Source organism: Pseudomonas sp. CFBP 5748 (assembly GCF_053850495.1).
Genome location: NZ_JBSPTN010000012.1, coordinates 110,200 through 134,298, shown reverse-complemented (window position 1 = coordinate 134,298; position 24,099 = coordinate 110,200). Strand labels below are relative to the sequence as shown.

Below are 24,099 nucleotides of genomic sequence, written 5' to 3'. Positions count from 1 at the left end.
ACGCCACACATCCAGTGTGGGAGCGAGCTTGCTCGCGATGGCAATCACCAGAGCACCATATCTCGTGAGTCAGGAATAAGGAAAAAGGATGCCCATGAATACTTACATCCGCTGGTTCCAACGCGTCATCTGGATCGGGATTGTCATGAACATGTTCTTCGCAATCCCGGCGCTGTTCGCGCCGGCATTGCTGACGTCCATGCTCGGCCTGCCACCCGTGCTGTCCGATCCGTGGCTGGAAAACACTGGCATGTTGCTGGTGGGGATCAGCCTGTTCTACATGCCCTCGGGCTTCAACGCGCCGCGTTTCGTGGTGCATTCGTGGCTGTGCGTGCTGTCGCGGCTGGTGGCGGTGGTGTTCTGGATCTACTTGATCAACACCAACAATCAGGGCCAATTGTTCGTGCCGATGTTGATGGGCGACTTGAGCATGTTCCTGATCCTGGGTGTGCTGTTGTACCTGGGCTGCCCGGTGGCCAATCGTCCGCTGGCCTTGCTCTGCGCCGGTTGGCGGGAGTGGCGCGCCGGCTGGGCACAGCGCTGGCAGAGCCACAGTTTCAAGGTCGGCACGCTGGTGGTGCTGCTGGTGCTGGGTTTCATCGGCTACCAGACCTGGTACCAGATGATCCGAGAGGTGCCGCAACCGGACTTCGCCTCCGACGAAGACCATTACAAGTACGCCCCCATCGGCCTGGGCATCGAGGCACGAATTCCTTATTACCTGTTCGCTGTGCTGCCGCAGATGTGCCCGGAAAAACTGCCCAAGCCGGGCGGCTACGAAGTGTTCGGGTTCCTCTATGAGAATGGCAACGACTTGCCCATTGGCATGGCCAAGCGGCAGCTCGGCTACCCCACCGTGGAGCCCAACTGTGCCCTGTGCCACACCGGCTCCTACCGGGCCAATGCCACTGACGTCGCGGTTCCGGTTGCCACCGCGCCGGCCAATACCCTGCAACTGCAAGCCTTCCAGTGGTTCGCCTACGATTGCGCCAGCGACCCGAAATTCACCCCCGATGCGGTCATGGCGGCGATCAACAGCAAGTTCCAACTGGGCTTTTTCGAAAAGCTCTACAATCGTTACTTGATCATTCCGATGGCCAAGAGCGCCCTGCTCAAGCAGAAGCAGGCCTACGCCTGGCAAAAACTGCGTCCGGCCCAGGGCCCGGGGCGGACCGACACCTTCAACCCGACCAAAATGGTGGTCTTCGGCTTCCCGGATGACTCCACCATCGGCACCGTGGATCTGCCGCAGGTCTGGAACCAGAAACCTCGTGAGTCGATGTATCTGCATTGGGACGGCAATAACAACAAGATCCACGAGCGCAATTACGCAGCCGCCATGGCCGTGGGCGCGACGCCACAATCGGTGCTGCCGCCGAGTTTCAACCGCGTGACCAATTGGCTGCTGGGCCACAAGGCGCCGGCCTGGCCGTTCGCCCTGGACCAGGCGAAAGTCGCCCAGGGCAAACCGATCTGGGATAAAAACTGTGCCGGTTGCCACGACTTTGGCCGCAGCGACACCGGCCAGGTCACCACCAACATCGACCAGTTGGGCACCGATCCCCATCGCCTGAACTCTTTCACCGTCGGGCTGGTGGCGGCGTTCCACGGCTTCAAGAAACCGCCGTTCGACTTCGGCGCCTACCGCAAGACCCAGAGCTACAGCAATACGCCCACCGACGGCGCCTGGCTGCGTGCGCCGTACCTGCACAACGGTTCAGTGCCGACCCTGTGGGATCTGCTGCAACCGCCGCAGTTGCGTCCGCAAGTGTTCTACACCGGTTCCGACATCTACGACCAGGAAAAGGTGGGCTTCATCACCAGCGGCGCGCAGATGAAGGCGTCGGCGGATTTCAAATACGACACCCGCCTGGAAGGCAACCACAACGGCGGCCACCTGTATGGCACCCAGCTGTCGGACGTCGACAAACGGGCCCTGATCGAATTCATGAAAACCCTGTAGCCCAGGGCATTGCGAAGGAGCGTTCACATGTCATTACTGCACCATTGGGAACATGAGTTCGACAAGGTCAAGGTCCGCCTGCACGGGTTGGTCACGCGGCTGGAGATGTCCTGGAAAAAACTGGTCAACGACTTGGAGCCCGAGGAATTCCAGGCCATCGTCAAGCTGCTGCAGCGGGGCCACGACCAGGCGCGACACGTCATCGATCACGGCGATTTGCCGGACGACGAACCGACCGTGCCGTGGGAACTGGCCCACGGCCTGTCGATCCTGAAGATCGGCAACGCCACGCCGTTGCCGCAAAGCGAGGACGAACTGCCGACCCGGGTGCTCAAGGACGGTACTTTGCTCGGTTGCCGCAAATGGGAACTGCTGGACCTGTTGTGGAGCGAGGCGCTGCTCAAGTGGATCGAGAACCTGCGTCACCACGCGCCGTTCGCCACCCACCCGGCGTTGGTGAAAATGGACAACGACGTGGTGCTGGCCATCGCCGGCGACTGGGGTACCGGGCCTTTCGATAGCCACGCGCCGGCGGTGGCGGTGGCCAATCAGATGCAGTTGGCCGAGGCCGACTTCACCATCCATCTGGGCGATGTGTATTACGCCGGGACCCATTCCCAGGAAGACGTCGACATGGTCGGCTGGCCCCAGGGCAAGCATGGCTCGTTCACCCTCAACTCCAACCACGAGATGTACAGCGGCGCCCATGGCTACTTCAAGGAATTGGCCAAGCGGTTTCCGGTGCAGCAAGGCACCAGTTACTTTGCCTTGTACAACGATGACTGGCTGGTGGTCGGCCTGGACAGTGCCTATGCCTCGGACGCCATGAATCTGTACATGGACGGCACCCTCAACGCGCAACAGATCGACTGGATGAAAACCCTGCCCAAGCGCAAGAAGCTGATGGTGCTCAGTCATCACCAGGGCTTCGACATTTCCGGGCACAACAAGACCGCACTTTACCAACCGGTGTGCGACGCCCTGGGGCGTGAGCCGGATTACTGGTATTGGGGGCATTTGCACAACGGCATCTGCTATGCGCCGCAAGGCGGATTGCACGCGCGCTGCGCCGGACATGGGGCGATTCCCTATGGCACTACCAGTGAGCTGAACGGGCATGCCCGGGTGTTATGGTCGGAGACCCAGTTGGCGGGGGACGAGGCGTATCCGGAGCGGGTGTTGAACGGGTATGTGAAGGTGCAGCTGAAGGGGGAGGAGATTGTCGAGACGTTTTATGGGGAGGATGGATCGGTGCGGTGGTCTTCACAGTAATCGGGTGAATGGGAGACCGTCTTCGCGAGCAAGCCCGCTCTCACATTCGACCGCATTCTTTCTGAAGAAACGCGGTCAACTGTGGGAGCGGGCTTGCTCGCGAAGCTTTTGATTTTAGCCCTGGACTGGAACGCCCTTGAGGTACGGCGCAGGTTCCGCCCCCAGGTTGTTGAGCATGCGCTCGCTGTACCAGTCGACGAAGTTCACCACGCCGAACTCATAGGTCTTGGAGTACGGGCCTGGCTGGTAGGCGGTGGAGTTGATGCCGCGCTGGTTTTCTTCGGCCAGGCGACGGTCCTGATCGTTGGTGGCGTCCCAGACCTGGCGCATGCGTGCGACATCGTAGTCCACCCCTTCGACCGCGTCCTTGTGCACCAGCCACTTGGTGGTGACCATGGTTTCCTGGGCGCTGATCGGCCACACGGTGAACACAATGATGTGGTCGCCCATGCAGTGGTTCCACGAGTGCGGCAGGTGCAGGATGCGCATCGAGCCCAGGTCCGGGTTCTTGATGCGGCCCATCAGCTTGGCGCAGCCTTGCTTGCCGTCCATGGTCATCGACACGGTGCCCTTGAGCAGCGGCATGCGCACGATACGGTTACGCAGGCCGAAACTGGCGTGGGCATAAGGGATCTTCTCGGCGTCCCAGGCGGCGGCGGAGGCGGCCACGTGGTCCTTGAACGCCTGGTCGGCGCGCGGGTCGGTGACGTCGTCCCACTCCAGCAGGGTCTTGAGCAATTCCGGGTGCGCACCGCCGCAGTGGTAGCACTCGCGGTTGTTTTCCAGTACCAGTTTCCAGTTGGCCTTTTCCATCAAGGTGGTTTGCACCGCCACCTTGGTGTTTTCCATGTCGTAGGGTTCCATGTAATGGGCCAGGGTCGACAGGAAGTCATCGATGGCCGGCGGGTTTTCCGCCAGGCTGATGAAGATGTAGCCACCGGCGGTTTTCACGTTCACGGGCTTCAAGCCGTACTGCTTCATGTCGAAGTCGGCGCCCATCTCGGTGCCGGCGAACAGCAGGCGACCGTCCAGCTCGTAGGTCCACTGGTGGTAGTGGCAGACCAGCTTGGCGACTTTGCCCTTTTCGCTGGTGCACAGCCGCGAGCCACGGTGCCGGCAGACGTTATGGAACGCGTGGACCACGCCGTCGGCGCCGCGAATCACGATGATCGGGTTCTTGCCGACTTGCAGGGTCAGGTAGTTGCCCTTGGCCGGGATTTCGCAGGTCATGCCGGCGATCAACCATTCTTTCTGGAAGATTTCCTGCATATCGATATCAAACAGGCGCTCATCGGAGTAGAACGGCTGCGGCAGCGAAAAGGTGCGCTCGCGTTCCTGCAGCATCTGCGCGGTGGCCTTGCGTGCGGGTTCCAGCGGATCGCCCAGGCTCAGGGTAGTGGTGTCCATCGTTTTATCCTCGTGGCCCTCTAAGCGGAGCCGGTGAAAATGACTAATCGGTTGTGCTACGCAAGGCAGAAAACTTTGTTTATCTGTTGAGGCGAGTGTGGGGCCGCGCAGGGGCCGAACCTTATCCATGGGCGACATGGCCCAATCTGTTCCCGACGCGCAAGCCCCGGTAGTTGGGGGCTGGTCGCGATAAGTATGTGAATGTCGCAGATAGGTAAATGGTCACCCAGGCGCCTGCGCACAATCGCCATCATGAAGGCCGACAGTCGGCCGTGGAGATCAGCATGTCCAATAACTTCCTGAACCCGGTCACCACCCAGACCTGGGCCAATGGCCGACATATCGTACGTTGCGTCAAAGTCATCCAGGAAACCTGGGATGTGCGCACCTTCTGCTTCATGGCCGACCAGCCGATCATGTTCTTTTTCAAGCCGGGGCAGTTTGTCACCCTGGAGCTGGAAATCGAAGGTCAGCCGGTCATGCGCTCGTACACGATCTCCAGTTCGCCGTCGGTGCCCTACAGTTTCTCGGTGACTATCAAGCGTGTGCCGGGGGGCAAGGTTTCCAATTGGCTGCACGATACCCTGCACGAAGGCCAGGAGCTGGCGGTGCACGGGCCGGTGGGGTTGTTCAACGCCATCGACTTCTCCAGCCCCAAGGTGCTCTACCTCAGCGGTGGCGTCGGCATTACGCCGGTGATGTCCATGGCGCGCTGGTACTACGACACCAACGCCAATGTCGACATGGTATTTATCCACAGCGCCCGTTCGCCCAAGGACATCATTTACCACCGTGAGCTGGAGCACATGGCGTCGCGGATCGACAACTTCAGCCTGCACCTGATCTGCGAAAAACATGGCCTGGGCGAGCCTTGGGCCGGTTATCGCGGTTACCTGAACCACAAGATGCTGGAACTGATGGCGCCGGACTTCCTGGAGCGCGAAGTGTTCTGCTGCGGCCCGACGCCGTACATGAACGCGGTCAAGCGCCTGCTGGAAACCAATGGCTTCGACATGAAGCGCTATCACGAGGAATCTTTCGGCGCCACACCGCCGGAAGCCCGGGCCGACGCTGTGGAGCAGGCCGAACAGGCCGCCGACGCCCCCGAGGTCGATGCGGCGGACCTGCACCTGGTGGAATTCACCTCCTCTGGCAAAAGCATTCGCGTGGGCCCGGGAGAAACCGTACACGCCGCCGCCGCCAAGCTCGGCATGATGATTCCCAAGGCTTGCGGTATGGGCATCTGCGGCACCTGCAAGGTGTTGAAGCTGGGCGGGGAAGTGGAGATGGACCACAACGGCGGGATCACCGAAGACGACGAGGCCGAGGGCTACATCCTGTCGTGCTGCAGCGTGCCGAAAGGGGATGTGCGGATCGAGTTTTGATCTTCCGGTCTCGCGCCATCCCCTGTGGCGAGGGAGCAAGCTCCCTCGCCACAAATGGGCTGGGCAGGCTTTGAGTCTGTCCTTCTAGCCCGCCATCACTTCCCGAATATCCGCCGCCAATTCCCTTACCCGCGCCTCTTCCGTATCCCACGAACACATGAACCGCGCGCCGCCCTTGCCGATGAAGGTGTAGAAACGCCAGCCCCGAGCGGTGAGGGCGGCGATGGCCGGTTCCGAGAGTTGCAGGAACACGCCGTTGGCCTGGACCGGGAACATCAGCTCCACGCCGGGAATGTCGCTCACCAGGTGCGTCAGCAATTGGGCACAGTGGTTGGCGTGGCGGGCGTGCTTGAGCCAGGCGTCGTTTTGCAACAGGCCGACCCAGGGGGCGGAGAGGAAGCGCATTTTCGACGCCAGTTGTCCGGCCTGCTTGCAGCGGTAGTCGAAGTCCACGGCCAGGTCGTGATTGAAGAACAGGATCGCCTCACCCACCGCCATGCCGTTTTTCGTACCGCCGAAGCACAACACGTCCACACCGACCTTCCAGGTCAGGTCCGCCGGTGAGCAGCCGAGGAAGGCGCAGGCGTTGGAGAACCGCGCGCCGTCCATGTGCAGGTTCAGCCCCAGTTCCTTGCAGGTGACGCTGATGGCGCGGATTTCATCCGGGGTGTAGACACTGCCGACTTCCGTCGCCTGGGTCAGGGTCACGACCCGTGGCTTGGGGTAATGGATGTCTTGGCGCTTGAGGGCGATCTCGCGGATCGCCTCGGGGGTCAGCTTGCCGTTTTCAGTGCGTGCCAGCAGCAGCTTGGAGCCGTTGGAGAAGAACTCCGGCGCGCCGCATTCGTCGGTTTCGACGTGGGCGGTTTCCGAACAGATCACGCTGTGGTAACTCTGGCACAGCGAGGACAGCGCCAGGGAGTTGGCCGCCGTGCCGTTGAAGGCAAAGAACACTTCGCAGTCGGTTTCGAACAAGGCCCGGAAATCATCCGCCGCGCGGTGGGTCCACTCATCATCGCCGTAGGCGCGCTGGTGGCCCTGGTTGGCTTCTTCCATGGCCGCCCAGGCTTCGGGGCAAATGCCGGAATAGTTGTCGCTGGCAAACTGTTGACTCTTGTCGGTCATGGCCTTGCTCCTGAGGTAGAGAGTCCTGGGTAAAGATCCCTGGCGGAATTCCCGGATGGGGAGTTCCCTGGTTTCGGCGTGTTTGGGTCCACAGCGCCGTGGTCGATCATGGTTCGGCGCGCTTGGGTGCTCATCGCCGTGGTCGATCATGGTTCGGCGCGCTTGGGTGCTCATCGCCGTGGTCGATCATGGTTCGGCGCGCTTGGGGCGCATCGCCGTGGTCGATGTTGGTGCGCACTTTACCCAAGATTAGCGGGGGAACACACCGGATGTTTCTGTCAGAAAATCATAAAGTCATCAGGTCGCTGTACACATGAGTCGGCGCGATGGGGCCTTGGATTTGCTCAAATGGTCGGCATTGCTGGCGATGGTGCTCGATCATCTGCGATATGTCGGTTTCTCCGTCGACTGGTTGTACGTACCGGGGCGCCTGGCGTTCCCCTGGTTCTGCCTGGCGATGGCGGCGAACCTGGCGCGCACCGGGGCCAGCGCGAGCTCGTGGCGTTACTTGGGCTGGTTGCTGTTGTTCAGCGCCGTGAGCGAAATTCCCTACCGATTCTTCTTCCCCGAGCCCGCCACTTTGAATGTGTTGCCGACCCTGGCCCTGGGGTTGCTGGTGGCGCGCAGTTGGCAGACGCCGACATTGGAGGCGCGGTGCCTGGCGGTGGGGGCGTTGCTGCTGGCGGCGCTGTTTTCGTCGCGGCTGATGTTCGGTTTCTTTGGTGTGCTGCTGCCGTTGGCGATGCTGCTGGTGTTTCGCCGGCCCTGGTATTTCGCATTGTTGCCGGGGGTGGTGTGCCTGGCGGCCAATCAATGGCGAGTGCTGTATGGCGCGGCGTGGCTGGGGGATGCGGTGGCGATCGGCGGCTTACTGGCGTGTCTGTTTGCGCCATGGCTTGGGCTGGTGCTTTTGCGCCAGGCGGGTCGCATTCATCCGCCTGCGATGCGGCGTTGGGCGTATGCGCTGTATCCCGCGCACTTTCTGATCTTGCTCGCGGTTCGCCAAATCGCCGCATAGCCCTGTGGGAGCAAGGCTTGCCCGCGATGAAAGCGACGCGCTCTCCCATGAACCGAGGTGCCTGGATCGCGAGCAAGCTTTGCTCCCGCAGTGCTATCCCACAGGCCTTGCTCCCCGACTCTTTGAGCACATGTCGTAAACGCACCTTTGCGTGGCGTCCATAGGCATTTGACCTGCCTGCGCCAGCCATACCATCGCATCCAAAGGGCACGACCGAACGGTGGTCAGTGCCTCACCGAGACGAAAGGCGCACCGCCGCCGCTGGGAGAGACGCGATGTTCAGCAAGCAAGACCAGATCCAGGGTTACGACGATGCACTGCTGGCGGCGATGAACGCCGAAGAGCAACGCCAGGAAGATCACATCGAGCTGATCGCGTCAGAGAACTACACCAGCAAGCGCGTGATGCAGGCCCAGGGCAGCGGCCTGACCAACAAGTACGCCGAAGGCTATCCAGGCAAGCGCTACTACGGTGGCTGCGAGCACGTCGACAAAGTCGAGGCCCTGGCCATCGAACGCGCCAAGCAACTGTTCGGTGCCGATTACGCCAACGTCCAGCCGCACTCCGGGTCTTCGGCCAACAGCGCCGTGTACCTGGCTTTGCTGCAGGCCGGCGACACCATCCTGGGCATGAGCCTGGCCCACGGCGGTCACTTGACCCACGGCGCCAAGGTGTCGTCCTCGGGCAAGCTCTACAACGCGGTGCAATACGGCATCGACACCACCACCGGCCTGATCGACTACGACGAAGTCGAGCGCCTGGCGGTGGAGCACAAGCCGAAAATGATCGTGGCCGGCTTCTCTGCCTATTCCAAGACCCTCGATTTCCCACGCTTCCGTCAGATCGCCGACAAAGTTGGTGCGCTGCTGTTCGTCGACATGGCCCACGTGGCTGGCCTGGTCGCTGCCGGTCTGTACCCGAACCCACTGCCGTACGCCGACGTGGTCACCACCACCACCCACAAGACCCTGCGCGGTCCACGTGGCGGCCTGATCCTGGCCAAGGCCAACGAAGAGATCGAGAAAAAACTCAACGCCGCTGTATTCCCTGGCGCCCAGGGCGGTCCGCTGATGCATGTGATCGCCGGCAAGGCGGTGTGCTTCAAGGAAGCGGCGGAGCCTGGTTTCAAGGCTTATCAGCAGCAAGTGATCGATAACGCCCAGGCCATGGCTGGCGTGTTCATCAAGCGCGGCTACGATGTAGTGTCCGGCGGCACCGATAACCACCTGTTCCTGGTCAGCCTGATCCGTCAGGGCCTGACCGGCAAGGACGCCGATGCTGCCCTGGGCCGCGCCCACATCACCGTCAACAAGAACGCCGTGCCGAACGACCCGCAGTCGCCGTTCGTGACCTCGGGCCTGCGCATCGGCACCCCGGCGGTAACCACTCGCGGCTTCAAGGTTACCCAGTGCGTCACGCTGGCCGGCTGGATCTGCGACATCCTCGACAACCTCGGCGATGCCGATGTCGAGGCCAATGTCGCCCAGCAAGTGGCGGCCCTGTGCGCGGACTTCCCGGTTTATCGCTGAGTCGGTTTTGGAGTAATGACTATGCAACGCTATTCGGGCTTCGGCCTCTTCAAACACTCTCTCAGCCATCACGAAAACTGGCAGCGGATGTGGCGCACGCCGACCCCGAAAAAAGTCTACGACGTGGTCATTGTCGGCGGCGGCGGGCATGGTCTGGCGACCGCCTACTACTTGGCTAAAGAGCACGGCATCACCAATGTCGCCGTGGTCGAGAAAGGCTGGTTGGGCGGCGGTAACACCGCGCGCAACACCACCATCGTGCGCTCCAACTACCTGTGGGACGAATCGGCCCACCTGTATGAGCACGCGATGAAACTCTGGGAAGGCCTGTCCCAGGACCTGAACTACAACGTGATGTTCTCCCAGCGTGGCGTCTACAACCTGTGCCACACCCTGCAGGACATCCGTGATTCCGAGCGCCGGGTCAGTGCCAACCGCCTCAACGGTGTGGACGGCGAACTGCTCACCGCCAAGCAAGTGGCCGACGAGATCCCGTACCTGGATTGCTCGAAAAACACCCGCTACCCGGTGATGGGCGCCACTGTCCAGCGTCGCGGCGGCGTGGCTCGTCACGATGCCGTGGCCTGGGGCTTTGCCCGGGCGGCGGACGCGTTGGGCGTGGACCTGATCCAACAGACCGAAGTGATCGGTTTCCGCAAGGAAAACGGTGTGTGCATCGGTGTGGAAACCAACAAAGGCTTCATCGGCGCCAAGCGCGTCGGCGTGGTGACTGCCGGTAACTCCGGGCACATGGCCAAGCTCGCGGGCTTCCGCCTGCCGATCGAATCCCACCCGCTGCAAGCACTGGTGTCGGAGCCGATCAAGCCAATTATCGACAGCGTGATCATGTCCAACGCCGTGCACGGCTACATCAGCCAGTCCGACAAGGGCGACCTGGTGATCGGTGCCGGTATCGACGGCTACAACGGCTACGGCCAGCGCGGCTCGTACCCGGTGATCGAACACACCATCCAGGCCATCGTCGAGATGTTCCCGGTACTCTCGCGGGTGCGCATGAACCGCCAGTGGGGCGGCATCGTCGACACCACGCCGGACGCCTGCCCGATCATCTCCAAGACCCCGGTGCCGAACATGTTCTTCAACTGCGGTTGGGGCACCGGCGGCTTCAAGGCCACCCCGGGCTCGGGCAACGTATTCGCTGCAAGCCTGGCCAAGGGTGAAATGCACCCACTGGCCGCGCCGTTTTCCATCGACCGTTTCCACAACGGTGCACTGATCGACGAACACGGCGCTGCTGCCGTCGCCCACTAACAGGAGAAATCCCTATGTTGCACATCTTCTGTCCTCACTGCGGCGAACTGCGCTCCGAAGAGGAATTCCATGCATCCGGCCAGGCGCACATCCCGCGTCCGCTGGACCCGAATGCCTGCACCGACGAGCAGTGGGGTGACTACATGTTCTTCCGCGATAACCCTCGCGGCCTGCACCACGAGCTGTGGATCCACGCTGCCGGTTGCCGCCAGTACTTCAACGCGACCCGCGACACCGTGACCTACGAGATCCTGGAAACCTACAAGATCGGCCAAAAGCCGCAATTCACCGACAAGGCTGACAGTCCGAAAGCGGCCGCACAGGCTCTGGGAGAGAAGGTATGAGCCAGATCAATCGCCTGTCCAACGGCGGACGGATCGACCGCAACAAAGTGTTGAGCTTCACCTTCAACGGCCAGGTCTACAAAGGCTTCGAAGGCGATTCCCTGGCCGCTGCACTGCTGGCCAACGGCGTCGACATCATTGGCCGCAGCTTCAAGTATTCCCGTCCGCGCGGTATTTTCGCCGCCGGTGCCGAAGAGCCGAACGCGGTGCTGCAGATTGGCGCCACCGAAGCCACGCAGATCCCTAACGTACGCGCCACGCAACAGGCGCTGTACCAAGGTTTGGTCGCCACCAGCACTAACGGCTGGCCGAACGTGAACAACGACATGATGGGGATTCTCGGCAAGGTTGGCGGCAAGCTGATGCCGCCGGGTTTCTACTACAAAACCTTCATGTACCCGCAATCGTTCTGGATGACTTACGAGAAGTACATCCGCAAGGCTGCCGGCCTGGGTCGCTCGCCGACCGAGAACGATCCGGACACCTACGACTACATGAACCGTCACTGCGACGTGCTGATTGTCGGCGCCGGCCCTGCTGGCCTGGCTGCGGCATTGGCTGCGGCCCGCAGCGGTGCGCGAGTGATCCTGGCCGACGAGCAGGAAGAATTCGGCGGTAGCCTGCTCGATTCCCGCGAAAGCCTGGACGGCAAGCCAGCGACCGAATGGGTCGCCGCTGTTGTCGCTGAACTCAAGTCGATGCCGGACGTGGTGCTGCTGCCGCGCGCCACGGTCAACGGCTACCACGACCATAACTTCCTGACCATTCACGAGCGCCTCACCGACCACCTCGGTGACCGTGCGCCGATTGGCCAGGTCCGCCAGCGCATCAACCGCGTCCGCGCCAAGCGCGTGGTGCTGGCGACCGGTGCCTGCGAGCGCCCGCTGGTCTACGGCAACAACGACGTGCCGGGCAACATGCTGGCCGGCGCGGTTTCCACCTACGTGCGCCGCTACGGCGTGGCACCGGGCAAGAAACTGGTGCTGAGCACCAACAACGACCACGCCTATCGCGTGGCCCTGGACTGGTTCGACGCTGGCCTGCAAGTGGTGGCCGTCGCCGATGCCCGCAGCAACCCACGTGGTGCGCTGGTGGAAGAGGCGCGTGCCAAGGGCATCCGCATTCTCACCGGCAGCGCCGTGATCGAGGCCCGCGGTAGCAAGCGCGTCACGGCTGCACGTGTTGCCGCGATCGACGTCCGCGCCCACAAAGTCACCAGCCCCGGCGAGTGGTTGGACTGCGACCTGGTGGCCAGCTCCGGTGGCTACAGCCCAGTGGTTCACCTGGCTTCGCACCTGGGTGGCAAGCCGATCTGGCGCGAAGACATCCTCGGTTTCGTACCGGGCGAAGCACCGCAGAAGCGTGTGTGTGTCGGCGGCGTGAATGGCGTCTACAGCCTTGGCGATACCCTGGCTGACGGTTTTGAAGGCGGCGTGCGCGCGGCCAGCGAAGCCGGCTTCAAAGCAGTCGAGGGTGTATTGCCCAAGGCCTTGAGCCGTCACGAAGAGCCAACCCTGGCGCTGTTCCAGGTACCCCACGAAAAAGCCACCGCACGGGCGCCGAAGCAATTCGTCGACCTGCAGAACGACGTCACGGCCGCCGCCATCGAACTCGCCACCCGCGAAGGTTTCGAGTCGGTGGAACACGTCAAGCGCTACACCGCACTGGGCTTCGGTACTGATCAGGGCAAGCTGGGCAACGTCAACGGCCTGGCCATCGCGGCCCGCTCGCTGAACGTGAGCATCCCGCAGATGGGCACCACCATGTTCCGCCCCAACTACACACCAGTGACTTTCGGCGCGGTAGCCGGCCGGCACTGCGGGCACATCTTCGAGCCGGTGCGCTTCACCGCGCTGCATGCCTGGCATGTGAAGAACGGTGCTGAATTCGAAGACGTCGGCCAGTGGAAACGCCCATGGTATTTCCCGAAGAACGGCGAAGACCTGCATGCCGCCGTGAAGCGCGAATGCAAAGCCGTGCGCGACAGCGTCGGCCTGCTGGACGCCTCGACCCTGGGCAAGATCGACATCCAGGGCCCGGATGCCCGCGAGTTCCTCAACCGCATCTACTCCAATGCCTGGACCAAGCTTGACGTGGGCAAGGCCCGCTATGGCCTGATGTGCAAAGAAGATGGCATGGTCTTCGACGACGGTGTGACCGCGTGTCTGGCGGACAACCACTTCCTGATGACCACCACCACCGGCGGTGCGGCACGCGTGCTGCAATGGCTGGAGATCTACCAGCAGACCGAATGGCCGGACCTGAAGGTGTACTTCACTTCGGTGACCGACCACTGGGCGACCATGACCCTGTCGGGCCCCAACAGCCGCAAGCTGCTGAGCGAAGTCACTGACATCGACCTGGACAAGGACGGCTTCCCGTTCATGACCTGGAAAGAAGGCTCCGTCGGCGGCGTGCCGGCGCGGGTGTTCCGGATCTCGTTCACCGGTGAGCTGTCGTACGAAATCAACGTGCAGGCCGACTACGCCATGGGCGTGCTCGAGCAGATCGTCGAGGCCGGCAAGAAGTACAACCTGACCCCGTACGGCACCGAAACCATGCACGTACTGCGGGCCGAGAAGGGCTTCATCATCGTCGGCCAGGACACCGACGGCTCGATGACCCCCGACGATCTGAACATGGGCTGGTGCGTTGGCCGGACCAAACCGTTCTCGTGGATCGGCTGGCGTGGCATGAATCGCGAAGACTGTGTGCGCGAGGACCGCAAGCAACTGGTGGGCCTCAAGCCGATCGACCCGAATGTCTGGCTGCCGGAAGGCGCGCAACTGGTGTTCAACACCAAGCAGGCGATCCCGATGACCATGGTGGGTCACGTGACCTCCAGTTACGCGCACAACTCCCTCGGCTATTCGTTTGCCATGGGCGTGGTCAAGGGCGGCCTCAAGCGCCTGGGTGAACGAGTGTTCGCGCCATTGGCCGACGGCAGCGTGATCGAGGCAGAGATTGTTTCTTCGGTGTTCTTCGATCCGAAGGGCGATCGGCAGAATATCTAGTGGCTTGAGGTCCTGTGGGAGGCCGGCGATACCGCGTCGGCATCATCGCGAGCAAGCTCGCTCCCACAGTAGATCGCGTAACCCTTGTGGGAGCGAGCTTGCTCGCGATGAAGGCCTGACAGCCACCACAAGGGTTTGACTCAACAGTATTCAGACAGGTGCTCCATATGACCGCAGTCAACGTGTACCAACAACGCCCAACCACCGGGGCCAAGGCCGAGTCGTCGCTGCACCATGCCGACCTCGCAAGCAGGGTGGGCAAGGGCCGCAAGAACGCCGGTGTGACCGTGCGCGAGAAACAACTCCTGGGTCACCTGACCATTCGTGGCGATGGCCACGCCCCGGCGTTCGCCGCCGGCGTGCACAAAGCCTTGGGCCTGGAATTGCCGGGTGCCCTGGCCGTCATCGTCAAAGGTGAAACCAGCCTGCAATGGCTCGGCCCGGACGAGTGGTTGCTGATCGTGCCAAGCGGTGAAGAATTCGCCGCCGAGAAGAAACTGCGCGAAGCGCTCGGGGATCTGCACATTCAGATCGTCAACGTCAGTGGCGGCCAGCAGATCCTTGAACTGTCCGGCCCGAACGTGCGCGACGTGCTGATGAAATCCACCAGCTACGATGTACACCCAAACAGCTTCCCGGTGGGTAAGGCCGTGGGCACGGTGTTCGCCAAGTCGCAACTGGTCATCCGCCACACCGGCGAAGACACCTGGGAACTGCTGATTCGCCGCAGCTTCTCCGATTACTGGTGGCTCTGGTTGCAGGATGCCGCGGCTGAGTATGGCTTGAGCGTGCAGGCCTGACTATCGCAGTCCTTGTGGAAGTGAACTGTGGGAGCAAAGCTTGCTCGCGATGCAGGCGCTTGAGTTCCAGATAGACCGCGTTGTTTTTATCGCGAGCAAGTTTTGCCCCCACAGATAAATCCTCTTGCCACAGGGTTTATCCACAACGAACAGGAGTCACCGCAATGAGCCGCGCCCCAGACACATGGATCTTGACTGCCGACTGCCCCAGCGTGCTCGGCACGGTGGACGCGGTGACCCGCTTTCTGTTCGAGCAGGGCTGCTACGTCACCGAGCACCATTCCTTCGACGACCGGCTCTCGGCGCGTTTCTTCATTCGGGTGGAGTTTCGCCAGCCCGATGGCTTTGACGAGCAGAGCTTTCGCAGCGGCCTGGCCGAGCGCGCTCAAGCCTTCGGCATGGTCTTCGAACTGACGCCGCCCAACTACCGGCCGAAAGTGGTGATCATGGTCTCCAAGGCCGATCACTGCCTGAACGATTTGCTCTACCGCCAACGCATCGGCCAGTTGTCGATGGACGTGGTGGCCGTGGTCTCCAACCACCCCGACCTCAAGCCGTTGGCCGACTGGCACCAGATTCCCTACTACCATTTCCCCCTGGACCCGAACGACAAACCCTCCCAGGAGCGGCAGGTGTGGCAGGTGATCGAAGACACCGGCGCCGAGCTGGTGATTCTCGCCCGCTACATGCAAGTGCTGTCGCCGGAACTGTGTCGCAAGCTCGACGGCAAGGCGATCAACATCCATCACTCGCTGCTGCCGGGCTTCAAGGGCGCCAAGCCGTATCACCAGGCCTACAACAAAGGCGTGAAACTGGTCGGTGCCACGGCGCACTACATCAACAACGACCTGGACGAAGGCCCGATCATCGCCCAGGGCGTGGAAGTGGTGGACCACAGCCACTATCCCGAGGATTTGATCGCCAAGGGCCGGGACATCGAGGGGCTGACCCTGGCCCGGGCCGTGGGGTATCACATCGAAAGACGAGTGTTCTTGAACGCCAATCGCACTGTCGTTCTTTAGATTTTGGGGCCGCTTCGCAGCCCATTCGCGAGCAAGCCCGCTCCCACAGGATTTGTGCCGGTATACAGATCTCAGTTGCACCAAAAAACATGTGGGAGCGGGCTTGCTCGCGAAGAGGCCCTTACAGACAACAAAGAAACAAGACACAAGCACTACCCGAGCAATCAACGCGCTGCCTGCCTGGGCAACGCAGTTTCATAAAAACAACAGCGAGGTGAAAGCATGTCTGGCAATCGTGGTGTCGTGTATCTCGGCAACGGCAAGGTCGAAGTACAGAAAATCGACTATCCAAAAATGCAGGACCCGCGCGGCAGGAAGATTGAGCACGGTGTCATCCTGCGCGTGGTCTCCACCAACATCTGCGGCTCCGACCAACACATGGTGCGCGGCCGTACCACCGCCCAGACCGGTCTGGTCCTGGGTCACGAAATCACCGGTGAAGTGATCGAAAAGGGCAGCGACGTCGAGAACCTGAAAATCGGTGATCTGGTGTCGGTGCCGTTCAACGTCGCTTGCGGGCGCTGCCGTTCCTGCAAAGAGCAACACACTGGTGTCTGCCTGACCGTCAACCCGGCCCGTGCCGGTGGTGCCTACGGTTACGTGGACATGGGCGACTGGACCGGTGGCCAGGCCGAATACGTGCTGGTGCCGTACGCCGACTTCAACCTGCTGAAGCTGCCGGACCGCGACAAGGCGATGGAGAAAATCCGCGACCTGACCTGCCTGTCCGACATCCTGCCGACCGGCTACCACGGCGCCGTCACCGCCGGCGTTGGCCCTGGCAGCACCGTGTACATTGCCGGCGCTGGCCCGGTGGGCCTGGCGGCTGCCGCTTCCGCACGCCTGCTGGGCGCTGCGGTGGTGATCATCGGTGACGTCAACTCCATTCGTCTGGCCCATGCCAAGGCTCAAGGCTTCGAAATCGTCGACCTGTCCACCGACACCCCGCTGCACGAGCAAATCGCTGCGCTGCTGGGTGAGCCGGAAGTGGATTGCGCGGTTGACTGCGTGGGCTTCGAAGCCCGTGGTCACGGGCACGACGGCGTCAAACACGAAGCCCCGGCCACCGTGCTCAACTCGTTGATGGGCGTGGTCCGCGTCGCCGGCAAAATCGGCATCCCCGGCCTCTACGTCACCGAAGACCCGGGCGCCGTTGATGCCGCCGCGAAAATGGGCAGCCTGAGCATCCGCTTCGGCCTGGGCTGGGCTAAATCCCACAGCTTCCACACCGGCCAGACCCCAGTGATGAAGTACAACCGCCAACTGATGCAGGCGATCATGTGGGACCGCATCAACATTGCCGAAATCGTCGGTGTGCAGGTAATCAGCCTGGATGACGCGCCGAAAGGGTATGGCGAGTTCGATGCGGGCGTGCCGAAGAAGTTTGTGATTGACCCGCATAAGTTGTTCAGTGCGGCGTAAGGTTGGAAGCAGGACGGAAGAAGGGCGACAGTGATGTCGCCCTTTTTATTTTCATCAAGGATGGCGCTTTTCGTGCGTCGTTTTTTGATTAGCCTCGGCTGAAGTGATGTCGCGGCTTTACCCCCTGATAATTTCACCCGGCGTATGTCCTGAACTCCAGAATATCGTCTTTTTATAACTGGGCGGTGGGTCGTCAGACGAGGGTGTTAGTTCCTGAGTCCTTCGCTTAAAATATTCCAGATTTGCGCGATGGGCAGTTCGGCTAAGCTTTATGTTTTCCAGAAAGTTAGAGAGTTTACGAATTTTATTGTGAGAGACTGGCCTTAACTTAATTATGTGAGCTGCTTGTAGCTCTTGTTTAATGAGGTTATTGCTGTCGTTGATAAGTGATAGCTCGAGCTGCGGAATGCCTGAATCGATAATCTCTGGACTCAAAGGTCGTTTCAATGGTGAAAATGGCGTCGTAGGGTTTCTAATAAATGTCTCAAGCTCCTGTCCAGGCGATATACGCAATTTGACTCCGTGAACATACACAATTTCTTTAGGTGTCCTAAGCTTCGCCCGATTCAAGACTCCTTTGAGCGGGCTGGTAATAAAATTGAAATGTCCAGTTGGATCGCTCGTATTAATAGGGTCGCCTTGGCCATACGCGTAAGCATTCAACCCACCCTTCCCAAAGGGGCTCATCGAATCCGGACTATTGAACCGCATCAACACCGGATTGAACGCCCGATAGCCATTGCCCAACAAATAATGCCCCGTCACCGGGTCCGGTCGTTCGCCGTTGAAGCCGAGCAGGCTGAGCAAGCCGTTTTCCGGGGAGCGGTGTCCGTAGGGGGCGTAAGCGAAGGGATGAGGCCGTGTGGCGTCGAGTGCGTACAGAACCGAGTGTTGCAGGTCGATGGCGAGCAAGGTGGTTTCGACGACGTCATCCTGGCGCTGTTGTTGCGCCAGGAGTTGATCGCCCTGCTGGAAAACCAATCGCTGTACCGAGCCTTGGATTTCGCTGGTCAGGCGTTCTTTCAGGTAGAAACGCTGAGTGCGGGTCTGGGCCGATGGGGTGCAATCGGCCAAGCGATCCAGTGGGTCGTAACGATAGCGGCAGAGCGGTGTTTTGCGGTTTGCCGACATCAAGTGGTTCTCTAAATGGAAGGAGCCTTATTCCGGCGTCACTCTCGTGGCCTGCATGCCTTTGTCGCCCTTTTCGATTTCAAAGGAGACGGTTTGCCTTTCTTTCAACGTTTTATAACCTTCGCCGGATATCGCCGAGTAATGAACGAACAACTCCTCGCCTCCTTTGCCGCAGGTAATGAAGCCGTAGCCCTTTGCATCGTTAAACCATTTCACAGTTCCTTTGATTCGGCCGTTCATTTTTATTGTCCTGCCTGCCCGAATGAATAAAGACACTGAGCGCGTAGGTCGCCGTGGCCTTGTTGTCATCGCTAGAGCTTAAAACCGGTATGAACGGCTGCCTACTGTCAGAGTTGACAGTAGGCAATATCGAGAGGGAATAACTGACCGCAGGTGATATTCAGATGACTGCCAGGGGCGGTCATGTCACGGCCGGGTGATTTCCCAAGTGGTTGTGGGATTTTTGGTCGTGAGTATTCAGGCCGGAACACCGCTTCCATCGCCACGGTTATTGATGGGCAGTTGCGGTCCTGACCCGCTCGCAGAATTCAGGGTAGAAACCCTGGGCGCTAGGGCCTTGGCAATAGTCTTGCGCTTGGGCCAAGGCGTCGCCGCTGAAATTCAGGTTGCGGGGCATGCTGGCAAAGGTGACGTAGCCATACTGCTGCGTCTTGATCGCGTCGAAGCCCGGCATGTCGTAGACCAGTTCCACGTCATCATCGGCCAGCAGTCGCGCCTTGACCGTCACTTGCGTGTATTGCTTGCCCCCTGGCGCGCCATTGAGCGCTGCCAGGCCGTGGCCGACAACGCGCAGCATGTGCGCAACCCAGGGCTCGCAGTCATCCGCACAAGCGCCTGGACGGTAAAGCACGGTCAGCGCTTGCTGCTCGCGGCTCACCTCGGTCAGCGCCGGATCGGAGCGCTTGATGCGGTGCTCGATGGTCAGCCAAGTCTTCTGCTCCTCGCTGATGCCATCGGCAAGCTCCGGGTTCAGCGGGCCGCGCTGGCATTCGTTGACGCCCAGGGCAATGAGCATGCCCGTCAGGATGACCGCGAGGGTCGCTCCGCCGATCTTTACATTCATAGGCAAGCTCTGCTGGAAGTAGCCGCACTGTACGGTACCTGATCAGCCAAGGGCAGGGGCCTTTGAACAGAGGCGCGTTGGCGCGAGTAAACCATGGTTTTTCAGGGTCAGAAACTCAAGCTGAAATAGTCGGCATTGATGAGTCTGCACATATGGGTGTCCGGGCTTTCGCAACGATTATCCGCCCACGGCAATGATGTCGTTTCTTGGACCTGGAGATATTCCAGTGTGAGATTCAGCTCACCGTACTTGCAAGTAATGGTCGCCCTGGTCGGCGCCTGGCCGTCGCCGTCAGCTTCATGGACCGCGAACTCGGCTCCGTTGAATTGCCACCGCGCTGGGTCGACCACTTCTACCAGGCTCTGGCTCTGCCACTCGCGATGATCCTGAACTTCCACCGATTCGGTGTTGTGATGAATTTGTGTCACGGCCGGACAGGTTATTTCACCGGCGTGGACATGGCCGATCATCAGCAGGAGTATTCCGGCGCCGCCGCCAGTCATTAAGTTTCGCATTTGCCTATCCCCCGATTTTTTCTATCGGCGACATGTTTGCGGCTATGTCTGGGGGAGGGCTACTGTCAGTGCTGACAGTTGTCTATGTTGATTTGGAATCAACTGACCTTGATTTAATCGCACTTGGCGATAACACCCCCAGTGTTTCGTGAAAACGGATCGGATTCAGAAGTCAGTCGCAGGGTGGAACAATCCTCGTCCACCCCAGTCCAACGCTCGATTTTGCGCCGCCCCTCATGGGCGGTTTTTTCAGGGTTCAAGAGGGTGTTCGGATGAAGGTTTCACGCGGTTTTGCACTGTCCTGCCTGCTGACGCTGGCAGCCGGCCCGGCCTTCGCGCAGTTCAGCCTCAGTGATGCGGCCAATGTGGTATCGGCGATGCAAGGTAATCAAGGCGAGCAGGCAGAGGGCGCCGTGGCCGCCGCGCCGAAAGCCGCCGGGTTGCTCAATACCCTGGGATCGGAACTCAAGATCACGCCGGAACAGGCCATCGGCGGTGCCGGTGCGATGCTGGGGCTGGCAAAGAACCGGCTCAGCGAGCCGCAGTTTTCCGAGTTGAGTAGAAGTGTGCCGGGCCTCGATCAGATCGCCGGCAACAGCGCCATCGGTGGGCTCAATGGCCTGGGCGGTTTACTCGGTGGCGGATCGGATAAAAACGCGTTACTCGACGGATTGCTGGGGAACGTCAAGGACACCAACGATCTGACTACTGCCTTCAGTGCGCTGGGCATGGACAGCGGCATGATCGGGCAGTTTGCCCCGGTAATCCTCCAGTACCTAGGCCAGCAGGGTGTGGGCAGTTCGTTGCTGCAGAGCCTGGGGGGTATTTGGGGCGCAGGTATCTGATCAGCCACGCTCGCTGCGCAAAGCCGCAATACGCCGATCCTTCTCAGTCCACAGCTGATTGACCCAATCCTGTACAAACTGGCGAAACACCGGATCATTTTCGTAATCGCCCTGCCACAGCGCTGGGTCCAGTTCTCGGGTCTGGATGTCGATGATGACCCGGGGTACCGCGCCGCTGATCAAGTCCCAGAACCCGGGAATACGGTCTTGCGGATAGACCACGGTCACGTCCAGTACCGCGTCCAGTTGTTCACCCATCGCCGCCAGCACGAACGCCACGCCGCCGGCCTTGGGCTTGAGCAGGTGGGTGAAGGGTGACTGTTGCTGTTGGCTTTTGGCGGCGGTGAAGCGCGTGCCTTCGAGGTAGTTCACCACGGTGACCGGTTGGCGCTTGAACAGCTCGCAGGCCTGCCGGGTGATTTCCAGATCCTTGCCGGCCAGTTCCGGATGCTTGGCCAGGAAGGCCTTGGTGTAGCGCTTCATGAACGGATAGTCCAGCGCCCACCAGGCCAGTCCCAGGAAGGGCACCCAGACCAGTTCTTTCTTGAGGAAGAACTTGAAGAATGGCGTGCGCCGGTTGAGGGTCTGGACGAGGGCGGGGATGTCGACCCAGGATTGGTGATTGCTGATCACCAGGTAGGAGGTGTCGCGCCGCAAGTTACCGCCGCCGCGAATGTCCCAGCGGGTGGGGATGCACAGGGCAAAGATCAGCTTGTCGATCTCGGCCCAGGTCTCGGCGATCCACATCACCGCCCACGAGGCGTAGTCGCGAAAACGTCCGGGCAGGACCAGTTTGAGCAACGCGAACACCATCAGCGGGCCGAACAGCACCAGGGTGTTGAGTAACAGCAGCAGGGTGACGAAACAGCCGGTGAGCAGGCGGCGCATACATGACTCTTGCAAACAGATGGGCGGGCCATGATAAGCAGCTTCGGGCGGCAGGCCAAATCGCGTGGACGAAAGTTTCACGTTGGTTCGGGTAGGCTGGACCCGCTTTTGTGGCCAGGGAGCAATCCCAGGCCACAGGTGCGCGATCAACCGAACGAATCCATCGGCCACGGTCTAAAATCCCACCCACACAGGAAGCCCTCTTGCATGAAATCCTTTCTCGCCCTGCTTTCCCTGGTGGCCCTTCCAGTGCTGGCCGCCGAGCCGACCCTGTACGGGCGCTACGAATACATCGCGTTGCCGGAAATCGGTGGCGAGGTGCTCAAGGCCAAGATGGACACCGGCGCCCTGACCGCGTCGCTGTCGGCCAAGGACATCGAAACCTTCACCCGCGACGGTGACGACTGGGTGCGGTTCCGCCTGGCGACCAAGGATGCGAGCAACAAGGTTTACGAGCACAAGATCGCGCGCATCAGCAAGATCAAGACCCGTTCCGAAGAAGATGAAGACGACGACGAAAAAATCGCCCCCACCAAGCGTCCGGTGGTCGATCTGGAGTTGTGCCTGGGTAACGTCAGGCGCACGGTCGAGGTCAACCTGACCGACCGCAGCAGTTTCAATTACCCGTTGTTGATTGGTGCCAAGGCATTGCGTGAGTTCGGCGCGGCGGTGAACCCGGCGCGGCGGTTTACGGCAGATAAGCCGGACTGCTGATAGCCTGGTTTAGAAATGCCGATCAAGGCTCCGAAAAGATAGGTGCTTTTCCGGAGCTTGGGCAACGTGGAGTTTTTGTAGGGTTGTGTATAAGTTTGTGATGTTTTAATGCGCTCGAGGTTAGTTGATCTTTTGCCTTAAGTCGAGTTCGGTAACGTTGCGTGTTAAGTCGAGTCCGATAGAGTTGTATATATAGTTAAAGCGGGCTCTTTTTGCGTTGAGGACCCCCTTTCCGTGAGTTGACTTTGCTGTTTGAGGTAACCCGTTCTCGCGAAGGAAATTGTTTACCATTCTGACGTTTGCTGTGAGACTTAAGCTTTCCGCAAAATTGACCCTTGTGTCAAAAGGTAGAGTGCTAAGTATTTTGGTGCCGTCAGGTCGTAGGCCAGTTAACTTTTTATATATGCTTGGATGTTTCTGAAAATTTTGTGCTGTTTTAAGGGCCTGATATAGGTTCCAAAGTAGTATTGGGTCGTCGGTTGGAAGTTTGTTAGGGGTAAAGAAATCGTGCCGCCCTAATTTTTTCTCATTAGCTTCTGCGATTTCCACTAGGGCTCGTATTTCTGTATGGGTTCCCGTTATAGCTGGCTTTGGATTTGGAATACGCTTGGTGACTCGTCCACCCCGCGCTCCGGTAAGTGTTGAGGTAGTTGCCCCGAGTGTAGGCGGTTTTTTGGCGATTTTATGAAAGGGTGGAATGTGCCCTGTCGGATCGCTCCGATTAATAGGGTCCCCTATACCATAGCCATACGTATTCACCCCCCCCCCTTCCCAAACGGGCTCAAACTGTCCGGACTGTTAAATCGCATCAACACCGGATTGAAAGCCCTATACCCGTTACCCAATAAATAATGCCCTGTCACCGGATCGGGCGGCTCACCATTAAACCCAAGCAAACCGAGCAAACCATTTTCCGCTGGGCGATGGCCGTAGGGCGTATAGGCGAGGGGGGGATGGGACCCGGTTGCATCAAGCACATTCAATACCGAACGCTGTTGGTCGGTCGCCAGCAGGGAAGTACCGACCGTGACATCCTCGCGTCCAAGTTGCGCCAGCAACTGATCGTCGTGCTGGAAAATGCTATGTTGCACTGCGCCCTGTATCTCCGTAGCCAATCGGCTTTTGCAATAAAAACACTGAATGCCGGCCTGAGCAGATAGGGTACGACTGACCACGCGATCCAGCGGATCGTAGCGGTAGCGGCACAGTACGGTTTCGCGATGGGAGGGTGCCATCGACTAAGCTCCATCTGCAGTTCAAAAAGTCGGCCTTCAGCATCAGCCGTTTTTCAGCAGTTGCCTACTATCAGAACTGTTAGGTGCGACACCGTACCAGCCACAAACTCGACT

20 protein-coding genes and 1 pseudogene are annotated in these 24,099 nt (G+C 60.2%); 13 read left to right on the top strand and 8 right to left on the bottom strand.

The features are described from left to right. Nucleotides 1-94: 94 nt before the first annotated feature. A complete protein-coding gene (locus ACWNZ1_RS23760; RefSeq protein WP_456027923.1) occupies nucleotides 95-1,963 on the top strand; it encodes a c-type cytochrome in 1,869 nt (622 codons plus the stop codon). A gap of 27 nt (nucleotides 1,964-1,990) precedes the next feature. Beyond that, nucleotides 1,991-3,235, top strand: coding sequence for a metallophosphoesterase (locus tag ACWNZ1_RS23755; RefSeq protein WP_456027922.1), 1,245 nt, complete (start codon nucleotides 1,991-1,993; stop codon nucleotides 3,233-3,235). Nucleotides 3,236-3,349: 114 nt separating this feature from the next. Here ACWNZ1_RS23755 and gbcA read toward each other — a convergent pair whose 3' ends face one another. Further along, on the bottom strand, nucleotides 3,350-4,642 hold the full coding sequence (gbcA, locus tag ACWNZ1_RS23750) for a glycine-betaine demethylase subunit GbcA (protein WP_256453865.1): 1,293 nt from the start codon (nucleotides 4,640-4,642) through the stop codon (nucleotides 3,350-3,352). A 284-nt stretch (nucleotides 4,643-4,926) separates the two neighbouring features. Here gbcA and gbcB point away from each other — a divergent pair, with 284 nt between their 5' ends. Then, nucleotides 4,927-6,027: a glycine-betaine demethylase subunit GbcB gene (gene gbcB / locus ACWNZ1_RS23745; protein WP_135847530.1), complete on the top strand. Its 1,101-nt coding sequence runs from the start codon at nucleotides 4,927-4,929 to the stop codon at nucleotides 6,025-6,027. An 84-nt stretch (nucleotides 6,028-6,111) separates the two neighbouring features. Here gbcB and ACWNZ1_RS23740 read toward each other — a convergent pair whose 3' ends face one another. Then, entirely contained in the window at nucleotides 6,112-7,152 is a 1,041-nt protein-coding gene (locus tag ACWNZ1_RS23740; RefSeq protein WP_135847529.1) for a threonine aldolase family protein, read from the bottom strand. 313 nt (nucleotides 7,153-7,465) lie between these two features. Between ACWNZ1_RS23740 and ACWNZ1_RS23735 the strand changes: the two genes are divergently transcribed. The 8 genes from ACWNZ1_RS23735 (at nucleotide 7,466) to fdhA (ending at nucleotide 17,573) form a co-directional block, all read left to right on the top strand. Continuing rightward, nucleotides 7,466-8,170 (top strand): TraX family protein, encoded by a 705-nt coding sequence (locus ACWNZ1_RS23735; protein WP_280944509.1) that lies wholly within the window; start codon nucleotides 7,466-7,468, stop codon nucleotides 8,168-8,170. 275 nt (nucleotides 8,171-8,445) lie between these two features. Next, a complete protein-coding gene (glyA, locus tag ACWNZ1_RS23730) occupies nucleotides 8,446-9,699 on the top strand; it encodes a serine hydroxymethyltransferase (protein ID WP_047228145.1) in 1,254 nt (417 codons plus the stop codon). A 21-nt stretch (nucleotides 9,700-9,720) separates the two neighbouring features. After that, the gene (locus ACWNZ1_RS23725; RefSeq protein WP_109755034.1) at nucleotides 9,721-10,971 is read left to right on the top strand and encodes a sarcosine oxidase subunit beta; all 1,251 of its coding nucleotides are present in this window, start codon (nucleotides 9,721-9,723) and stop codon (nucleotides 10,969-10,971) included. Between the two features lie 14 nt (nucleotides 10,972-10,985). Beyond that, a complete protein-coding gene (locus ACWNZ1_RS23720) occupies nucleotides 10,986-11,315 on the top strand; it encodes a sarcosine oxidase subunit delta (RefSeq protein ID WP_109755033.1) in 330 nt (109 codons plus the stop codon). After that, on the top strand, nucleotides 11,312-14,329 hold the full coding sequence (locus ACWNZ1_RS23715) for a sarcosine oxidase subunit alpha (RefSeq protein WP_256453863.1): 3,018 nt from the start codon (nucleotides 11,312-11,314) through the stop codon (nucleotides 14,327-14,329). Before ACWNZ1_RS23720 ends, ACWNZ1_RS23715 begins: the two co-directional genes overlap by 4 nt. 167 nt (nucleotides 14,330-14,496) lie before the next feature. Beyond that, on the top strand, nucleotides 14,497-15,129 hold the full coding sequence (locus ACWNZ1_RS23710) for a sarcosine oxidase subunit gamma (protein ID WP_256453862.1): 633 nt from the start codon (nucleotides 14,497-14,499) through the stop codon (nucleotides 15,127-15,129). A 164-nt stretch (nucleotides 15,130-15,293) separates the two neighbouring features. Continuing rightward, nucleotides 15,294-16,151 (top strand): formyltetrahydrofolate deformylase, encoded by an 858-nt coding sequence (gene purU / locus ACWNZ1_RS23705; protein WP_135847526.1) that lies wholly within the window; start codon nucleotides 15,294-15,296, stop codon nucleotides 16,149-16,151. 222 nt (nucleotides 16,152-16,373) lie between these two features. Then, the gene (fdhA, locus tag ACWNZ1_RS23700) at nucleotides 16,374-17,573 is read left to right on the top strand and encodes a formaldehyde dehydrogenase, glutathione-independent (protein WP_003177608.1); all 1,200 of its coding nucleotides are present in this window, start codon (nucleotides 16,374-16,376) and stop codon (nucleotides 17,571-17,573) included. Nucleotides 17,574-17,690: 117 nt separating this feature from the next. Here fdhA and ACWNZ1_RS23695 read toward each other — a convergent pair whose 3' ends face one another. The 4 genes from ACWNZ1_RS23695 to ACWNZ1_RS23680 form a co-directional block, all read right to left on the bottom strand. After that, nucleotides 17,691-18,704: an RHS repeat-associated core domain-containing protein gene (locus tag ACWNZ1_RS23695; protein ID WP_256453861.1), complete on the bottom strand. Its 1,014-nt coding sequence runs from the start codon at nucleotides 18,702-18,704 to the stop codon at nucleotides 17,691-17,693. Nucleotides 18,705-18,731: 27 nt separating this feature from the next. Then, nucleotides 18,732-18,944, bottom strand: a complete 213-nt coding sequence (locus tag ACWNZ1_RS23690) for a cold-shock protein (protein ID WP_256453860.1) — start codon at nucleotides 18,942-18,944, stop codon at nucleotides 18,732-18,734. Between the two features lie 268 nt (nucleotides 18,945-19,212). Beyond that, a complete protein-coding gene (locus ACWNZ1_RS23685; RefSeq protein WP_135847523.1) occupies nucleotides 19,213-19,788 on the bottom strand; it encodes a hypothetical protein in 576 nt (191 codons plus the stop codon). 107 nt (nucleotides 19,789-19,895) lie between these two features. Continuing rightward, the gene (locus tag ACWNZ1_RS23680; RefSeq protein ID WP_135847522.1) at nucleotides 19,896-20,303 is read right to left on the bottom strand and encodes a DUF3757 domain-containing protein; all 408 of its coding nucleotides are present in this window, start codon (nucleotides 20,301-20,303) and stop codon (nucleotides 19,896-19,898) included. A gap of 272 nt (nucleotides 20,304-20,575) precedes the next feature. Between ACWNZ1_RS23680 and ACWNZ1_RS23675 the strand changes: the two genes are divergently transcribed. Continuing rightward, the gene (locus ACWNZ1_RS23675) at nucleotides 20,576-21,148 is read left to right on the top strand and encodes a DUF2780 domain-containing protein (RefSeq protein WP_256453859.1); all 573 of its coding nucleotides are present in this window, start codon (nucleotides 20,576-20,578) and stop codon (nucleotides 21,146-21,148) included. On the opposite strand, the gene ACWNZ1_RS23670 is transcribed toward ACWNZ1_RS23675, so the two are convergent. After that, a complete protein-coding gene (locus ACWNZ1_RS23670; RefSeq protein ID WP_135847520.1) occupies nucleotides 21,149-22,036 on the bottom strand; it encodes an acyltransferase in 888 nt (295 codons plus the stop codon). A 207-nt stretch (nucleotides 22,037-22,243) separates the two neighbouring features. Between ACWNZ1_RS23670 and rloA2 the strand changes: the two genes are divergently transcribed. Continuing rightward, the gene (rloA2, locus tag ACWNZ1_RS23665; RefSeq protein WP_135847519.1) at nucleotides 22,244-22,750 is read left to right on the top strand and encodes a retropepsin-like aspartic peptidase RloA2; all 507 of its coding nucleotides are present in this window, start codon (nucleotides 22,244-22,246) and stop codon (nucleotides 22,748-22,750) included. A 681-nt stretch (nucleotides 22,751-23,431) separates the two neighbouring features. Here the strand turns inward: rloA2 and ACWNZ1_RS23660 are convergent. After that, nucleotides 23,432-23,985: pseudogene (locus ACWNZ1_RS23660) on the bottom strand (RHS repeat-associated core domain-containing protein); the annotation flags it as partial. Nucleotides 23,986-24,099 lie beyond the last annotated feature (114 nt).

Coding starts and splice junctions, on each gene's coding strand:
- ACWNZ1_RS23760 (WP_456027923.1), top strand. CDS start 95: ATGAATACTTACATCCGCTGGTTCCAACGCGTCATCTGGATCGGGATT.
- ACWNZ1_RS23755 (WP_456027922.1), top strand. CDS start 1,991: ATGTCATTACTGCACCATTGGGAACATGAGTTCGACAAGGTCAAGGTC.
- gbcA (WP_256453865.1), bottom strand. CDS start 4,642: ATGGACACCACTACCCTGAGCCTGGGCGATCCGCTGGAACCCGCACGC.
- gbcB (WP_135847530.1), top strand. CDS start 4,927: ATGTCCAATAACTTCCTGAACCCGGTCACCACCCAGACCTGGGCCAAT.
- ACWNZ1_RS23740 (WP_135847529.1), bottom strand. CDS start 7,152: ATGACCGACAAGAGTCAACAGTTTGCCAGCGACAACTATTCCGGCATT.
- ACWNZ1_RS23735 (WP_280944509.1), top strand. CDS start 7,466: ATGAGTCGGCGCGATGGGGCCTTGGATTTGCTCAAATGGTCGGCATTG.
- glyA (WP_047228145.1), top strand. CDS start 8,446: ATGTTCAGCAAGCAAGACCAGATCCAGGGTTACGACGATGCACTGCTG.
- ACWNZ1_RS23725 (WP_109755034.1), top strand. CDS start 9,721: ATGCAACGCTATTCGGGCTTCGGCCTCTTCAAACACTCTCTCAGCCAT.
- ACWNZ1_RS23720 (WP_109755033.1), top strand. CDS start 10,986: ATGTTGCACATCTTCTGTCCTCACTGCGGCGAACTGCGCTCCGAAGAG.
- ACWNZ1_RS23715 (WP_256453863.1), top strand. CDS start 11,312: ATGAGCCAGATCAATCGCCTGTCCAACGGCGGACGGATCGACCGCAAC.
- ACWNZ1_RS23710 (WP_256453862.1), top strand. CDS start 14,497: ATGACCGCAGTCAACGTGTACCAACAACGCCCAACCACCGGGGCCAAG.
- purU (WP_135847526.1), top strand. CDS start 15,294: ATGAGCCGCGCCCCAGACACATGGATCTTGACTGCCGACTGCCCCAGC.
- fdhA (WP_003177608.1), top strand. CDS start 16,374: ATGTCTGGCAATCGTGGTGTCGTGTATCTCGGCAACGGCAAGGTCGAA.
- ACWNZ1_RS23695 (WP_256453861.1), bottom strand. CDS start 18,704: ATGTCGGCAAACCGCAAAACACCGCTCTGCCGCTATCGTTACGACCCA.
- ACWNZ1_RS23690 (WP_256453860.1), bottom strand. CDS start 18,944: ATGAACGGCCGAATCAAAGGAACTGTGAAATGGTTTAACGATGCAAAG.
- ACWNZ1_RS23685 (WP_135847523.1), bottom strand. CDS start 19,788: ATGAATGTAAAGATCGGCGGAGCGACCCTCGCGGTCATCCTGACGGGC.
- ACWNZ1_RS23680 (WP_135847522.1), bottom strand. CDS start 20,303: ATGCGAAACTTAATGACTGGCGGCGGCGCCGGAATACTCCTGCTGATG.
- ACWNZ1_RS23675 (WP_256453859.1), top strand. CDS start 20,576: ATGAAGGTTTCACGCGGTTTTGCACTGTCCTGCCTGCTGACGCTGGCA.
- ACWNZ1_RS23670 (WP_135847520.1), bottom strand. CDS start 22,036: ATGCGCCGCCTGCTCACCGGCTGTTTCGTCACCCTGCTGCTGTTACTC.
- rloA2 (WP_135847519.1), top strand. CDS start 22,244: ATGAAATCCTTTCTCGCCCTGCTTTCCCTGGTGGCCCTTCCAGTGCTG.